Raw genomic sequence first — 14,358 nt, 5'->3', positions numbered from 1 at the left:
CGAGTTCCTCCCGGTGAGGCCATTCGCCACGCCTGCAGACAACTTCGGCACGTGTTGCCCGATTTTTGAGGGGTCTCATGTCGTTCAGGTTCACGGCCACGCTGCCACTGTCCAGGCACGCCGTTGATCGCGACAACGACGCCCGCGCCCAACCCGATTTGTTCGAGCGGCTCTGGGCGGATGCCGGCACCCGGGTTCTGCCGCTCTGGCGCGGTACCGTGCTGCTCGCCGCCGCCGCCGGGAACGACCGGCCCCGGTTGTTGTTGCTCGAGCCGGCCGATCTCACCATCGACCCGGCGGCCGCCCTGCGGGTCTACCTCGGCCTGTCGCTGGACGCCGACGCCGCCGAACCCGTCGGCACCCCGCTCGTGGCCGTGCCGCTGGACGATGACCAGGCCGCCGCGCTGGAACCCGACGCGTCGAGGTGGGTGGGCCTGCGCGACTACGCCACCCTCCTCTCGGACCGGGACACCGGCATCCTCACCGAATCCCTCGGCATCCTGCACTGGCACGATTCGCACCCGCACTGCCCGCGCTGCGGCGCGGCGACCGACGTGACCACAGCCGGTTGGGTGCGACACTGCCCCGAGGACGGCAGCCAGATTTTCCCCCGCACCGACGCGGCCGTGATCGTGCTGATCACCGACGACCGCGACAGGGTGCTGCTGGGCTCCAACGCCATGTGGGAGGCGAACCGGTATTCGCTGCTGGCCGGCTTCGTCGAACCCGGCGAATCGTTCGAGTCCGCCGTGGTGCGTGAGGTGTTCGAGGAATCCGGCATGCGGGTCACCGACCCGGTCTACCGCGGGTCGCAGCCGTGGCCGTTTCCGGCGTCGATCATGGTCGGCTTCACCGCCCGTCTGGCCGATAGCCAGCAGGCCGGCTCTCTGGTACCCGACGGCACCGAGATCCTGGATCTGCGCTGGTTCAGCCGCGCCGAGCTCGCCGACCCCGAAAACGGCATCATGCTGCCCGGCCCATCGTCGATCGCCCGCGCACTCCTCGACGACTGGCTGGCTCAGCCGGAGCAGCCCGGTGTCTGACCGGTTGACCCCCACCGCCGAGTCCTTGCTCACCGGACTCGACGAGCAACAGCGCATCGCCGCCGAAGCCCTGATCGGGCCGGTCTGCATGCTCGCCGGCGCCGGCACCGGCAAGACCCGCGCCATCACCCACCGCATCGCCTACGGCGTGATGAGCGGCGCCTACTCGCCGAACCGGGTGATGGCGCTCACCTTCACCGCCCGCTCCGCCGCGGAGCTCCGCGGCCGGCTCCGCCAGCTCGGCGCCGGCGGCGTCGCCGCGCGCACCTTCCACGCGGCCGCGCTGAGCCAGCTGAACTACTTCTGGCCGCACGTCGTCGGCGGCCAAGCGCCCCGCATCCTCGAGGGCAAGGGCCGGCTGCTCGGTCACGCCGCCGAGGTCCTCAAACTCAAGCTGGACACCGCCACCCTGCGCGACCTGGCCGGCGAGATCGAGTGGCGCAAAACCAGCGGCCTCAGCCTGGACCAGTACGCCACCGCCGGCCGTGCCCTGCCCGGCCGGCTCGACATCGACCAGACCCTGGACATGCAGGCCGGCTACGAACGGCTCAAGGACGACCGCAAACAGATCGACTTCGAGGACGTGCTGCTGGCCATGGCCGGCATGATCGAAGCCGAACCCTCCGTGGCGCTGCAAGTGCGTGAGCAGTACCGGTTCTTCGTCGTCGACGAGTTCCAGGACGTCTCCCCGCTGCAGTACGACCTGCTCAAACTGTGGCTCGGCGACCGGCGGGACCTGTGCGTGGTCGGCGATGCCAGTCAGACCATCTACTCCTTCGCCGGGGCCCGGAGCGACTACCTGCTCGACTTTCCCAAGCACTACGAGGACGCCACAGTGGTACGCCTGGAACAGAACTACCGGTCAACGGCCGCCATCGTCGCTACCGCCAACCAGCTGATGCGCGGCCGGCCCGGCGCGCTGTCGCTGCACGCCGCCGTCGCCGAGACCGGGGTGGAGCCCGCCGTACGGGAATACCCCAACGACATGGCCGAGGCCCGCGGGGTGGCCCAAAGCATCTTCGAACTCGTCGAAGCCGGGGTGCCACCGGAGAACATCGCGGTGTTGTACAGGGTCAACGTGCAGGCCGCGCTGCTCGAGACCGCGCTCGGTGATGTCGGCGTGAGCTTCCAGATCCGCGGATCGAAGCGGTTCTTCGACCTGCCCGAGGTGAAGCAGGCGGTGATGTCGCTGCGCGCGGCATCCGTGTCGATCATGGGCGAACCGCTGTTCAAATCGGTCAGCGACGTGCTGCGGGGCCTGGGCTGGAGCCAGACCGCGCCGGAAACCCGCGGCGCGGTGCGCGACCGCTGGGAGGCGTTGAACGCGATCATGGGGCTCGTCGACCAGGCCGCCCCCGGCACCACCTTCCGTCAGTTCACCGACGAGCTGATGGAACGCCAGGCCGGCCAGCACGAACCGACCGTCGCCGCGGTGACCCTGGCCACCCTGCACTCGGCCAAGGGCCTGGAATGGGACGCCGTGTTCGTGGTGGGGCTCTCCGAGGGTCTGGTGCCGATCAGCTACGCCGGCACCTTCGAGCAGGTCGACGAGGAACGCCGGTTGCTCTACGTGGGTGTCACCCGGGCGCGGAAACGCCTCTCGCTCAGCTGGTCCGCGGCCGGAAGCCAGCAGCGTTCCCCGCGAGAACGATCACGCTTTCTGGCAGAAATCGGCATCCGCACCGCTCGTGCGGCCGGTGCGCGCGGCGTCTGACCGTCAGCGATTCAGCGTCGATCGCCAGTGACGCGGCCGCGAACTCGTTCGAGGACGCGAACACCCGCTCGTGCACGATGCCGGCCGCCGTCGAGGCCACCTCGATGCCCATCCGGGTCGTTTCGGTGGGTGCCGTGCGGTGCAGCAACTGGCTGGCGATCGCGGGCCAGGCCGGGTCGAGGTCGACCTGCTCGAGGTCCAGGCAGGTCAGGCACGGGCCGGCCCCGGGTTCCACGAGCGGGCCGACCCGCACTTCGGCGTCGCTGAACAGCACCGGCAGGTGCGGCACATCCCGCCGCAACCAGTGACCGTGCCGCTCCGGAGCGAGCACGAAATGGTCCACGATCACGGCCAGATCAGGGAGCTGCCCTGGCGTCGCAACCGTGATGCCCAGGTCGACCAGCAGGTGCCGAATGCGGTCGGCGGTGGCCCCGGCGCCGTCCACGCAGACCACCGGACGGTTGCCGCGGTGCACCGGGGTGGCCCTCCTGCTGCCGAACCAGGTGGCTGCGAGAGGGGCGGTGTCGGTACCGGGCTCCGCCGGCTGAGTGTCGAGGCCGACCAGCGCGGGGGCCAGGGCGGAGAGCAGGGCGGCGGTCGCCGCATCCGTCGCACCGGACTGTCGCCCGAGCATCAGCGCACCCGACCGGGGAATCCCCACCCGGAGCGCGGCGATGACGCTCTCCAGCGGAGCCGTCACCCCCGGTACGATCGCCAACGGCCGGTCGATGCCCAGCTGGATGGTGTCCGGCGTGCGCCAGACGAGCGGATACCGCGGGTCGAGTCGAAGGATCATCCGGCGATCTTCCCTCAGACCGGCCGTCGCCGTCGGATCCATCCACAGGCCCGGATTGCCGCCTGGGAATATGCAGGTCCAGCCCAGACTCCACCCCTAGGCTGACGCAATGATTGAGAAGACCGCACGCCGCGTACTGGTCACCGGAGCCACCGGCTACATCGGGGGCCGACTGGTTCCCAAACTCCTCGAGGCCGGTCATACCGTGCGGGTGCTCGTGCGCTCGCCCCAGAAACTGACCGACGTGCCGTGGGCCGATGACGTCGAGATCGTCGAGGGCGACCTCGGCGATCGGGCCTCGGTGGACAGGGCCAGCGCCGGTATCGACGTGCTCTACTACCTGGTGCACTCGATGGGAGCCAGGGGCGACTTCGAGCAGACCGAACGCACCGCGGCCCGGAACGTGGCCGGCGCTGCGGCCGAGGCGATGGTTTCGCGCATCGTCTATCTCGGCGGCCTGCACCCCGACAGCCCGACCCTCTCGCCGCACCTGCGTTCTCGCGCCGAGGTCGGCCGCATCCTGCTGGACTCCGGCGTGCCCACTGTCGCCTTCCAGGCCGGGGTCGTCATCGGCTCCGGGTCGACGTCGTTCGAGATGATCCGGCACCTGACCGATGTGCTGCCGTACATGCCGGCGCCACGGTGGGTGCGCAACTTCATCCAGCCCATCGCGGTGCGCGACGTTTTGCACTACCTGGTCGCCGCCGCCGATGTGCCCGCGGACGTCAACCGCACCTTCGACATCGGAGGTCCGGACGTGCTGCGGTACGGCCAGATGATGAACGGCTACGCCGTCGAAGCGGGCCTGCACCAGCGCCCGATCGCGCCACTGCCGGTGCTCACCCCGTGGCTCGCGTCGCAGTGGGTCAACCTCGTCACGCCCATCCCGCGCAGCCTGGCCGTGCCGATAATCGCGTCGCTGCAATACGACTGCGTCATGCACGAACACGACATCGACGCGGTGATCCCACCGCCGGCCGGCGGCCTCACCACCTATCGCCGGGCCGTGCGCCTGGCCCTGGGCCGGGTGCGCGACGGCGACGTGGAAACCAGCTGGCAGAACGCCGCGACGGAAGGGGCATCGAGCAACCCGCTGCCCAGCGACCCCGACTGGGCCGGTCACCTCGTGTACACCGACCTCAAGGAGAAGCGCACCTCCGCCAAGCCGGCGGACCTGTGGCGGGTCATCGAGAGCATCGGCGGGGAGAACGGTTGGTACTCGTTCCCGCTCGCCTGGGCGGTGCGCGGTTGGATGGACAAGGTCGTCGGGGGAGTGGGCCTGCGCCGCGGCCGCCGGCATCCCGACCGGCTGCAGACCGGCGACGTGCTCGACTTCTGGCGCGTCGAACGCATCGATCGAGGCAGCTTTCTGCGGTTGCGCGCCGAGATGCGGGTGCCCGGCCGGGCCTGGCTCGAGATGCGTGCCGAGCCCACGGATGACGGTGGCTCGATTTACCGCCAGCGTGCGGTGTTCTTCCCGCGCGGACTCGGCGGCCGGCTGTACTGGTTCTCGATCCTGCCGTTCCACGGCGTGATCTTCAGCGGCATGGCCAACCGCATCACCGCCGCCGCCGAAACCGAAGCTGCCGAAACCGAAGGCGCCACCCTCGCCACCCAGCCGGGGACCCCGATCGGTGCCCCACCGGCGGCCACGACCGCGGAGGCCGCCATCGGCTCCTGACCCGCCCCCCGCTGACCGCTCATCCGTCCGGCGAGCTCGAGGGGGAGCCGGCTGACGGGACCTTGCCAGTTTCGACCCTAGCCACCGTGCACCGCGGAGCGCATCATGGAAGCAAGCGGTGAGGAGTCCAGATGTCCGGTGCGGTGGTGTTCGTCGGCGATGGTCTCAGCGCGGGCGCTCGATGGGAGGAACGGTTCCCCGACCTTGAGGTGCAGAACTCGGCGTGAACGGGGACACGACAGATGAGGTCCTGGGTCGGCTCGATCAGGTTGTGCAGGCCGACCCCGATGCCGTCGTCCTGCAGGTGGGTACCAACGATGTGGGCTGGAACCGTTCGGACGAGTACATCGTGCGCAACATTGAGACCATCCTGTGCACCCTGCGCAAGCAGCTGCCCGGCACCCGGCTGCTCATCCAGTCCGTGCCCCCGAGGGAGAAGGAATTCGTGCACGTGATCCGGTCGGTCAACCGACACCTGCGCCAGTTCGCGCCGACCGTCAAGGCTCGCTACCTGGATCTCTGGCCGGTGTTGGCCGCCGAGGACGGCACGCTCAGCGCCGAATGGTCGGCCGATCACCTGCACCTCATCGAAGCCGGCTACGTCGTCTGGTTCACCGAGCTACGGCCCGCACTCGTCGACCTGCTTGAACACCCGCCGGAAACGCTGTCCGTCAGCCGGCACCCCGCCTGACGCACCCGTCGCGGCACCGGAGAGAAACGCACACGGCCGGTGACCGGTGTCTGACCTCCCTCGGTACCATGAGACCATGCACCGACCCGTCAGTTTCCGCCTCCGACTGTCGTTGGCCGCGACGATTCTCGCCGGGCTCACCCTCCTCGGCGCGAGCCCTGCGTCGGCTTTGGCCGCCCCGGCCCGCGCTGCCGGAGCGACATTCGCGCCCCAGTCGGTTTCGGCCGGCGTCGACGATTTCAGTTTCGCGTCCCTGCACGCCGACTACAGGCTCGACCGTGACGAGGAGGGCCATTCCACCCTGGCCACCACCGAGACCCTCGTCGCCCAGTTCCCCGAGACCGACCAGAACAAGGGCATCCGGCGGCAGATCCCCACCCACTACCGGGGTGAGCCCACCAACCCGACCAACGTCAGGGTCACCGACGAGAACGGCACCGAGCGGGACTACGAAACCGACACCGACAGCGACGACTCCGATGACGAGTTCCTCATCATCACCATCGCCGACGATGACTTCGTCCACGGCGAACAGACCTACGTCATCAGCTATACCCAGAAGAACGTCGCCCACTTCCCCGATGACACGACGGATGAGGAGTTCTTCTGGGAGGTGAACGGCACCGGCTGGGCCCAGCCGTTCGGCACCGTCTCCGCCACGGTGCACGTGGCAGCCGACCTGGTTCCCGCCCTCACCGGTCAGACCGCCTGCTACCAGGGCGTGTCGACATCCGGCGCGACCTGCGACACGCTCGACAGCGCCGCCGACGGCGACGAATGGGTCATTGAGGCCACCGCACGCGACCTGGGCCCGCACGAGGGCCTCGCCCTCGCTGTGGGCTTCGACGAGGGTACTTTCGTCCCCAGGGACGATTCGTTCACCGCCAACGTGTTCCCGACGATCGCGTTGCTCGCGGCTCTGGCCGCGCTGACCACGGCCGTGATCGGCGTCGCCCTGCGCAACACCCGCTGGCGCAACCGGCCCGGCCGGCCCACCATCATCGCCGAATACCTGCCGCCGACGGGCGTGAACCTGTTGCAGGCCGGCGGTGTTCTCGGCGCCAAGGCCAGCGGCAAGTCCCTCACCGCCCAGTTCCTGCAGTTCGCCGTGAACGGCAACGTGCGGGTCCTCGAGGGCGACGGCAAGAACCACTACCTCCTCGAGTTGCGCAGCCGGGCGGGCATTGACCCCACCGAGCGTGCCGTCCTCGACGCCCTGTTCCCCGCCCACCGGCCCATCGGCACCATTCGGGACTTCAAGAAGACGGATGCGAAACTGGGCACCGCCCTGACCGCCGCCAAGAGTGACGCCCGCAAGCAGTTGCTCACCGACGGGCTCCGAGAGAAGAAGGGCGGCGCCCTCAGCGGTTGGCTGTTCGGTGTGGCCATCGTCGCCGGCCTCGTCGCGATGATCGCGAGCATAGTGTCGTTCGCCACCGAGGTCGCCGGCGCGTGGCCCGCGCTGCTCCTGGTCGTTGGCCTGGGCGCCGCGATACTTACGATCGCCGTGACGGCCGACGTGCGCCCGCTCACGGCCCGCGGCGCCGAACTGCGCGACTACCTGAAGGGTGTTTCCGTGTACATCTCACTGGCCGAAGCGGACCGACTTCGGGTGCTGCAGAGCCCCGCCGGCGCCCTGCGCACGCCGTCCCGGCCGGATAAGACTCCCGGTGCGGTGGCGACCGACCCCGTGCAGGTGCTCAAGCTCTACGAGCGACTGCTGCCGTTCGCCGTGCTGACCGGTCAGGAGAAGGAGTGGTCCACGGTGCTGGGCGACTACTATGCCGGTGCCCACCAGCAGCCGGACTGGTACGTCGGTACCGCGCCGTTCAGCGCCGCGTACTTCGCCACCGGCGTCTCAGCGTTCGCCACGTCAGCATCGACGGGTATCGCAGCCAGCTCGGCCGGTTCCGGTTCGAGCGGTGGTGGCTCCGTCGGCGGCGGCGGAGGCGGCGGCGGGGGAGGGGGCGTCTGATGGGCACCCCGGCAGAACCTGCCTATACCCGCTCGGCCCTGGCACCCGGCCTTCTCGGCGCGATCGCGCTGCTGGCCGGGCTGGCCCTGCTCGATGTCGACAGCTTTGTAATCATCCGGTACATCGTCAGCATCCTGGCTCTCATCATCTGCGTCTTCGTCATTCAGGCCAAGGCGTGGTGGTGGCTCATCGGGCTGGTGCCGATCGCGGTGCTGTGGAATCCGATCGTCGTGATCGAACTGCACGGGCAGGGCTGGGTGTCCGCTCAGTTCATTGCCGCTCTGGTCTTCATCATCGTCGGAATCCGGACCAAGGTCCCGACCGCTGTGCACCGCTAAATCCGGGGGCGGGCATAGACTAAGGATGCGTCTGGAGCCGGGCTCGACCGTGGCCCCGCGGCCATCAGTGCACAAGTGACTGAAAGCTGCGGCGTCCCGCTGCTCGATCATGGGGTTCGGCGTATCGATCGCACAGGCATCCTGCGGATGCGCAACACGACCAGCGCGCATTGAGTGATGCGCTGGTGTGAAGTGGAGAAAAATGGCACACACCCGCCCCAACGGAGCGGGCCGCGCTGGAGCCGGCAGCGGTCGAACACGTCAACGACCGCGCTCGCGCGACGACGACGCCCCGATCATCCCGATCCTCGCCCGCAAGGTGCGCGAGGTCGAAGCCAAGGCTCAGAGCGGCACCAAGCTCGGCCCCACCAACCGCACCAAGTACCAGGTCATCGCGCTGCTGATGCGCGAAGAACGCGCCCGCGTGAAGACCGACCCCGAACTGACCGACGCGAACCGCGCCGAACTTCTCAAACGCCTCGACGGTATCGCCCAGATCCTCGCGAAGACCGCGGCCCGCGACACCAGTCTGATCACCCTGCTCGAACCGGATGCCGGCGTCTCCACCGTCGCCCAGCGGTTCCGCCGCGACTGGCTGTTGGAATCGGGCGCGGAACTCAGCCCGGACGAACTCATCATCACCCGCGAACCCGAGGCCAAGCCCGAGGTGCCGCAGAACCAGGTCATCCCGCAGTCCGTGCGTGCCCGCCAGATGGCCAATCCGTTCCTGGCCCCCGACTTCAGCGCCGTGAAGGCCGCGCCGGTCTCTGCCGCCCGTCGCCTGGCCAACTGGGAACTGCTCGGCCCGCTGTTCAAGGCCTTCGAGTTCGGTTCCGGCGGCCAGGCCGCCAGTATGGACCTGCCCGAAGCGCCCAACGTCGACAGGTTCTCTCCGCGCGGCATGGAGCTTATGCGCCACCAGGCACGGTTCGTGGAAAGCGCCCGCCTCGGCCACCGCAGCTACCTGCTCGCCGACGAGCCCGGCCTCGGCAAGACTGCGCAGAGCCTGCTCGCCGCCTCCGTCGCCGGTGCCTACCCGCTGCTGGCGATCGTGCCCAACGTCGTGAAGATGAACTGGGTGCGCGAGGTCGAACTGTGGACGCCGCACCGTCGCGCCACGGTCATCCACGGTGACGGCGACACCCTCGACGCCTTCGCCGATGTCGTCGTGGTCAACTACGACGTTCTCGACCGGCACCTGGCCTGGCTCGGCACCCTGGGCTTCAAGGGCATGGTCGTCGACGAGGCCCACTTCATCAAGAACCTGCAGTCGCAGCGGTCCAAGCACGTGCTCAGCCTCGCCGAGCAGATCCGCCGCCGCACCCCGGGTAACAACCCGCTGCTGATGGCGCTGACCGGAACCCCGCTGATCAACGACGTCGACGACTTCCGTGCCATCTGGCAATTCCTCGGCTGGATCGACGGCGACAAGCCGACCGCCAAGCTCATGGCACGCCTGGAGGAGACCGGGCTCACCCCCGCCGATGCCGGCTTCTACACCGCGGCCCGCGCCGCGGTCATCGACATGGGCATCGTGCGCCGCCGCAAGGTCGACGTCGCCGCCGACCTGCCCGCCAAGCGCATCGCCGACCTTCCGGTGGAGCTCGACAGCGAACTGGGCCGTTCCATCCAGAAGGCCGAACGTGAGCTCGGCGCCCGCCTGGTGCAGCGGTACAAGGCCCTCGTCGCCGCGCGCCACCCCGGCGTGCGCAACCCGGAGATCGACGACGAGCAGCGCGCCGCGTACATCCGCGCCGTCGCCCACGCCGATCTCGAGGAATCCAAGGGCACCAGCACCGGTGAGAACGTGTTCACCATGGTGCGCAAGATCGGTCAGGCCAAGGCCGGGCTCGCCGCGGACTACGCGGCCCAGCTGGCCCACTCGGTGGGCAAGGTCGTCTTCTTCGCCAAGCACATCGACGTGATGGATGCCGCGGAGGAGATCTTTGCCAAACGCGGCCTGCGCACGGTGTCGCTGCGGGGCGATCAGAGTGCCCTGGCCCGCCAGGCCGCGATCGACTCGTTCAACACCGACCCCGAGGTCGCCGTCGTGGTGTGCTCGCTGACCGCGGCCGGAGTCGGCGTGAACCTGCAGGCGGCATCCAACGTGGTGCTCGCGGAACTGAGCTGGACGGCGGCCGAGCAGACCCAGGCCATCGACCGGGTGCACCGGATCGGCCAGGCCGAGCCTGTCACCGCCTGGCGGATCATCGCCGCACACACTATTGACGCGCGCATCGCCGAACTCATCGGCAGCAAGCAGGGCCTCGCGGCCCGCGCGCTCGACGGGGCAGACGAAGACGTCTCCGCGGCAGATTCAGTGCAGGCCAGCGCGTTGGTATACGTACTCACGCAGGCGCTGGACGGTGAGCTGTAACACCGGGCCGGAAGTCCCTACCTCAGAGCAGCGCCGCCGGTGTTGACTTGATCCAGGCCAATGCTCGCCGCCATGATGGTGGACGGGCGATCCGCCGAAACACACATGCATGTAATAAGGAGTAGCCAAGAAATGAAGATCGGTATCCTCACCAGCGGCGGAGACTGCCCGGGCCTCAACGCAGTGATTCGGGGTGCCGTCCTCAAGGGGGGACGCGCATACGACTCGGAGTTCGTGGGCATCCGCAACGGCTGGCGCGGGCTGGTACAGGGCGAGTTCATGAAGCTCGACCGGCACAGCGTTCGTGGCCTGTCCCGCCAGGGCGGCACCATCCTGGGTAGCTCGCGCACCAACCCTTACGAGGGCGAGAACGCGGGTCCGGAAAACATCCAGAAGACTATGGACGCCGAGGGTATCGACGCCATCATCGCCATCGGCGGGGAGGGCACCCTCACGGCTGCCCGCCGCCTCACGGATGCCGGTATCAAGATCGTCGGCGTGCCCAAGACCATCGACAACGACCTCGCCGCCACCGACTACTCCTTCGGCTTCAACACTGCCGTCGAGATCGCCACCGAAGCCATCGACCGTCTCCGCACCACCGCTGACTCCCACGGCCGCTGCATGGTCGTCGAGGTCATGGGCCGCCACGTGGGCTGGATCGCCCTGCACTCCGGCATGGCCGGCGGAGCACACGCCATCCTCATCCCCGAGCAGCCGCAGACCATCGAGCAGATCTGCGAGTGGGTCGAGAGCGTCCGCGACCGCGGCCGCGCGCCGGTCCTCGTGGTTTCCGAAGGATTCCTGCTCGCCGAAATGGGCGAGGCGCACTCGCACAAGGGCCTGGACGCGTTCAACCGTCCGCGCCTCGGCGGCATCAGCGAGCTCATTGCCCCGATGATCGAAGAACGCACCGGCATCGAAGCACGGGCGACCGTACTCGGCCACACCCAGCGTGGTGGCGCCCCGTCGGCCTACGACCGGGTGCTGGCCACCCGCCTCGGCATGTCAGCGGTCGACGCCGTCATCGAGGGCAAGTGGGGTTCGATGGTTTCCCTCAAGGGCACCGACATCCGTAACGTCAGCATCGCCGACGCCACCATGGACCTCAACCGGGTCACCCAGGAGCGTTACGACGAAGCGGCCGTGCTCTTCGGCTAAACCCGTACTCATGACAGAACTGCCCGGACGACTCAGGTCGGCCGGGCAGTTTCTGTCTGACGACAAGTCAGGCGGCGGGTGCGAGCTTGGCCTGCACCTGCGCGAGCGACGGGTTCGTCGCGGCCGAGCCATCCGGGAACAGCACTGTCGGCACGGTGCGGTTGCCGCCGTTGAGGCTCATGACGAGCTCTGACGTGCCGTCGACCTCTTCGACGTTCACCTCGGTGTAGCCGATGCCGACCTTGTCGAGCTGACTCTTCAGGCGCGAGCAGTAGCCGCACCAGGTCGTGGTGAACATCGTGATAGTTCCGGTCTCAGGCACAAAATCCATGGGTACAGCGTAACCGAGGATTCTGGAGCCCCGCGGGGCGCTCGCTACGATGACACCATGACCGAACTGCCCCAGGTGTGCGTGTGCTACCTCACCCGCCTCTCCGAGACCGGCGAGCCCCAGGTTCTGCTCGGCCGCAAGAAGAAGGGCCTGGGTCTGGGCAACATCGTCGGGCTCGGCGGCAAGCTCGAACCCGGTGAATCCGCCCTGGATGCCGCGGTGCGGGAGATCGAGGAGGAGTCGGGCCTGACCGTGGGAGCCGACGCGCTCACCCCGATGGGGGTGCTCACCTACCTGTTCCCGCACAAACCCGCCTGGAGCCAGCGGTCGAACGTCTTCGTCACCGACCGGTTCAGCGGAATTCCGCGCGAATCCGACGAGCTGAACCCTGAATGGTTCACGATCGCCCGGCTACCCGTCGACGAGATGTGGGATGACGCCAGGCACTGGCTGCCCGGTGTGCTGGCCGGACAGCGGGTCGAGGCCACGTTCACCTTCGGTGCGGACCTCGCCACCGTCGTGGCCCGCGACTGACGTCCTGCCACCTCAATTCCGGGTGAACGACGAATGAACGCACCCTGAATTGACCTGCCCGCCTCAGGCTGTCAGGATCAACGAGGCCCGGTTTCGAGCCAGCCATCTCTCTTGCGTGCCGGTTATGTATGTACCCGACCACGGTTCGGGTAATACAAGGAAAGACGCCGGTGGATTTCACCCTTATCGTCGCGCTGGTCATCGCACTGGCACTCATCTTCGACTTCACCAACGGATTCCACGACACGGCCAACGCCATGGCCACCCCGATCGCAACCGGGGCCATGAAGCCCAAGGTCGCGGTCGGTGTCGCGGCAGTTCTCAACCTCGTCGGAGCGTTCCTGTCCACCGAGGTCGCCAAGACGGTGTCCGGCGGCATCATCAAGGAGGGTGACGGAGGAATCCAGATCAGCCCGGAAATGATCTTCGCCGGACTGATCGGCGCGATCGTCTGGAACCTGATCACCTGGCTGCGCGGCCTGCCGTCCAGTTCCAGCCACGCCCTGTTCGGCGGCCTCATCGGCGCCACCATCATCGGGGTGGGGGCGCAGGCCGTGGCCTTCGACGTCGTCCTGGCCAAGGTGATCCTGCCCGCGCTGATCGCTCCGATCACCGTCGGCATCGTCGCGTACCTCGCCACCCGCCTGGCCTACGCCATCACCCGCCGCGACGCCGGCAAGCCTGATGGCCGCGGCGGCTTCCGCTACGCGCAGATCTTCTCCTCGTCGCTGGTGGCCCTCTCGCACGGCACCAACGACGCGCAGAAGACCATGGGCGTCATCACCCTGACCCTCATCGCCGGTGGTTACCAGGCCGTGGGTTCGGGACCGCAGTTCTGGGTGGTGGCGTGCTGCGCCCTCGCGATCGCGATCGGTACCTACACCGGCGGCTGGCGCATCATTCTCACCATGGGCCGTGGGCTCACCGAGATCAAGCCCGCCCAGGGCTTCGCTGCCGAGACCAGCACCGCCGCGACCATCCTCGCGTCCAGCCACCTCGGCTTCGCTCTCTCCACCACCCAGGTCGCCTCCGGGTCGGTCATCGGCTCCGGCCTGGGCCGACGCGGCTCCACGGTGCGTTGGGGCATGGCCGGCCAGATCGCGCTGGGTTGGCTGCTCACCCTGCCGGCTTCCGCCATCATGGGCGCGTTCGCCGCAGGTCTGGCCCTGCTCGGCCCGATCGGCATCGTGCTCGACGTCGTCATCGGCACGGCCGTGGTCTACGTGCTCTTCCAGTGGTCCAAGCGCGACAGGATCTCACACGACAACCTGCACGACATCGATGACGCGGGCCACGTCGTGAAGATCAGGAAAACGCCCCGCAAACCGTCCCGCAAGGACCGACAGAAGGTTGCACTGTGATCGACTGGGCCGCTTTCCTCGTTGTCGCGGCAGCCGCGCTGGTGTCCTCGGCCGTCGTCGTCTCGCTCTACTCGCTGGGCCTGCGCCTGCTCACCACGGCCGGGCGCATCCCGACGGTGGAACCTGCCGAGTTCACCGGCGCGATCACCGTGCTCAGCCCGGCGCGGGCCGCGAAGGACGCCAAACGCGCCCGTAAGGCCCTCAAGGCCAACCCGCTCACCGACATCCAGAAGTCGGTCGCTCAGTACGCAGGCTACCTCTGCTTCGGGCTGTGCGGCCTGATCGTGCTCTACGGCGTCTACCTGATAGTCCCCGCGCTGCACCAGTAGCGACCAGCCCCGCGAACCGAGAGAAAA

General features: G+C 68.3%; 13 protein-coding genes. 11 read left to right on the top strand and 2 right to left on the bottom strand.

The genetic code is table 11. The features are described 5' to 3' along the window. Nucleotides 1–77: 77 nt before the first annotated feature. Nucleotides 78–1,043: an NAD(+) diphosphatase gene (nudC, locus tag E3O60_RS01810; RefSeq protein WP_088455642.1), complete on the top strand. Its 966-nt coding sequence runs from the start codon at nucleotides 78–80 to the stop codon at nucleotides 1,041–1,043. Further along, nucleotides 1,036–2,757, top strand: a complete 1,722-nt coding sequence (locus tag E3O60_RS01805; protein WP_241980347.1) for an ATP-dependent helicase — start codon at nucleotides 1,036–1,038, stop codon at nucleotides 2,755–2,757. The genes nudC and E3O60_RS01805 overlap by 8 nt, the downstream gene beginning before the upstream one ends. On the opposite strand, the gene E3O60_RS01800 is transcribed toward E3O60_RS01805, so the two are convergent. Then, on the bottom strand, nucleotides 2,648–3,553 hold the full coding sequence (locus E3O60_RS01800) for a TOMM precursor leader peptide-binding protein (RefSeq protein WP_166788937.1): 906 nt from the start codon (nucleotides 3,551–3,553) through the stop codon (nucleotides 2,648–2,650). The two genes, E3O60_RS01805 and E3O60_RS01800, sit on opposite strands and share 110 nt — an antisense overlap. Nucleotides 3,554–3,662: 109 nt before the next feature. Here E3O60_RS01800 and E3O60_RS01795 point away from each other — a divergent pair, with 109 nt between their 5' ends. The 6 genes from E3O60_RS01795 (at nucleotide 3,663) to E3O60_RS01770 (ending at nucleotide 11,776) form a co-directional block, all read left to right on the top strand. Next, the gene (locus E3O60_RS01795) at nucleotides 3,663–5,234 is read left to right on the top strand and encodes an SDR family oxidoreductase (protein WP_134497001.1); all 1,572 of its coding nucleotides are present in this window, start codon (nucleotides 3,663–3,665) and stop codon (nucleotides 5,232–5,234) included. A 223-nt stretch (nucleotides 5,235–5,457) separates the two neighbouring features. Beyond that, nucleotides 5,458–5,925, top strand: coding sequence for a GDSL-type esterase/lipase family protein (locus tag E3O60_RS01790; protein WP_134496999.1), 468 nt, complete (start codon nucleotides 5,458–5,460; stop codon nucleotides 5,923–5,925). Nucleotides 5,926–6,001: 76 nt separating this feature from the next. Then, nucleotides 6,002–7,900, top strand: a complete 1,899-nt coding sequence (locus tag E3O60_RS01785; RefSeq protein ID WP_088455646.1) for a DUF2207 domain-containing protein — start codon at nucleotides 6,002–6,004, stop codon at nucleotides 7,898–7,900. Further along, the gene (locus E3O60_RS01780; protein WP_240632417.1) at nucleotides 7,900–8,238 is read left to right on the top strand and encodes a DUF6804 family protein; all 339 of its coding nucleotides are present in this window, start codon (nucleotides 7,900–7,902) and stop codon (nucleotides 8,236–8,238) included. The genes E3O60_RS01785 and E3O60_RS01780 overlap by 1 nt, the downstream gene beginning before the upstream one ends. A 202-nt stretch (nucleotides 8,239–8,440) precedes the next feature. Next, nucleotides 8,441–10,615 (top strand): DEAD/DEAH box helicase, encoded by a 2,175-nt coding sequence (locus tag E3O60_RS01775; RefSeq protein ID WP_088455647.1) that lies wholly within the window; start codon nucleotides 8,441–8,443, stop codon nucleotides 10,613–10,615. A gap of 132 nt (nucleotides 10,616–10,747) precedes the next feature. Further along, nucleotides 10,748–11,776, top strand: a complete 1,029-nt coding sequence (locus E3O60_RS01770; RefSeq protein WP_088455648.1) for a 6-phosphofructokinase — start codon at nucleotides 10,748–10,750, stop codon at nucleotides 11,774–11,776. A gap of 67 nt (nucleotides 11,777–11,843) precedes the next feature. Here the strand turns inward: E3O60_RS01770 and E3O60_RS01765 are convergent, their stop codons facing one another. Next, nucleotides 11,844–12,107: a mycoredoxin gene (locus E3O60_RS01765; RefSeq protein WP_088455649.1), complete on the bottom strand. Its 264-nt coding sequence runs from the start codon at nucleotides 12,105–12,107 to the stop codon at nucleotides 11,844–11,846. 57 nt (nucleotides 12,108–12,164) lie between these two features. Between E3O60_RS01765 and E3O60_RS01760 the strand changes: the two genes are divergently transcribed. The 3 genes from E3O60_RS01760 to E3O60_RS01750 all read left to right on the top strand — a co-directional run bounded on the left by E3O60_RS01760 (nucleotide 12,165) and on the right by E3O60_RS01750 (nucleotide 14,331). Next, nucleotides 12,165–12,641 (top strand): 8-oxo-dGTP diphosphatase, encoded by a 477-nt coding sequence (locus E3O60_RS01760; protein WP_088455650.1) that lies wholly within the window; start codon nucleotides 12,165–12,167, stop codon nucleotides 12,639–12,641. 170 nt (nucleotides 12,642–12,811) lie between these two features. Further along, nucleotides 12,812–14,002: an inorganic phosphate transporter gene (locus E3O60_RS01755; RefSeq protein WP_088455651.1), complete on the top strand. Its 1,191-nt coding sequence runs from the start codon at nucleotides 12,812–12,814 to the stop codon at nucleotides 14,000–14,002. Beyond that, nucleotides 13,999–14,331, top strand: a complete 333-nt coding sequence (locus E3O60_RS01750) for a peptidase (RefSeq protein ID WP_088455652.1) — start codon at nucleotides 13,999–14,001, stop codon at nucleotides 14,329–14,331. The genes E3O60_RS01755 and E3O60_RS01750 overlap by 4 nt, the downstream gene beginning before the upstream one ends. Nucleotides 14,332–14,358 lie beyond the last annotated feature (27 nt).

Origin of the sequence: Cryobacterium sp. TMB1-7, assembly GCF_004402435.1 — a bacterium.
In the GTDB taxonomy this organism is placed as follows: domain Bacteria; phylum Actinomycetota; class Actinomycetes; order Actinomycetales; family Microbacteriaceae; genus Cryobacterium; species Cryobacterium zongtaii.
This window is presented reverse-complemented; position numbering and strand designations above follow the sequence as displayed.

Coding starts and splice junctions, on each gene's coding strand:
- nudC (WP_088455642.1), top strand. CDS start 78: ATGTCGTTCAGGTTCACGGCCACGCTGCCACTGTCCAGGCACGCCGTT.
- E3O60_RS01800 (WP_166788937.1), bottom strand. CDS start 3,553: ATGATCCTTCGACTCGACCCGCGGTATCCGCTCGTCTGGCGCACGCCG.
- E3O60_RS01795 (WP_134497001.1), top strand. CDS start 3,663: ATGATTGAGAAGACCGCACGCCGCGTACTGGTCACCGGAGCCACCGGC.
- E3O60_RS01785 (WP_088455646.1), top strand. CDS start 6,002: ATGCACCGACCCGTCAGTTTCCGCCTCCGACTGTCGTTGGCCGCGACG.
- E3O60_RS01780 (WP_240632417.1), top strand. CDS start 7,900: ATGGGCACCCCGGCAGAACCTGCCTATACCCGCTCGGCCCTGGCACCC.
- E3O60_RS01775 (WP_088455647.1), top strand. CDS start 8,441: ATGGCACACACCCGCCCCAACGGAGCGGGCCGCGCTGGAGCCGGCAGC.
- E3O60_RS01770 (WP_088455648.1), top strand. CDS start 10,748: ATGAAGATCGGTATCCTCACCAGCGGCGGAGACTGCCCGGGCCTCAAC.
- E3O60_RS01765 (WP_088455649.1), bottom strand. CDS start 12,107: ATGGATTTTGTGCCTGAGACCGGAACTATCACGATGTTCACCACGACC.
- E3O60_RS01760 (WP_088455650.1), top strand. CDS start 12,165: ATGACCGAACTGCCCCAGGTGTGCGTGTGCTACCTCACCCGCCTCTCC.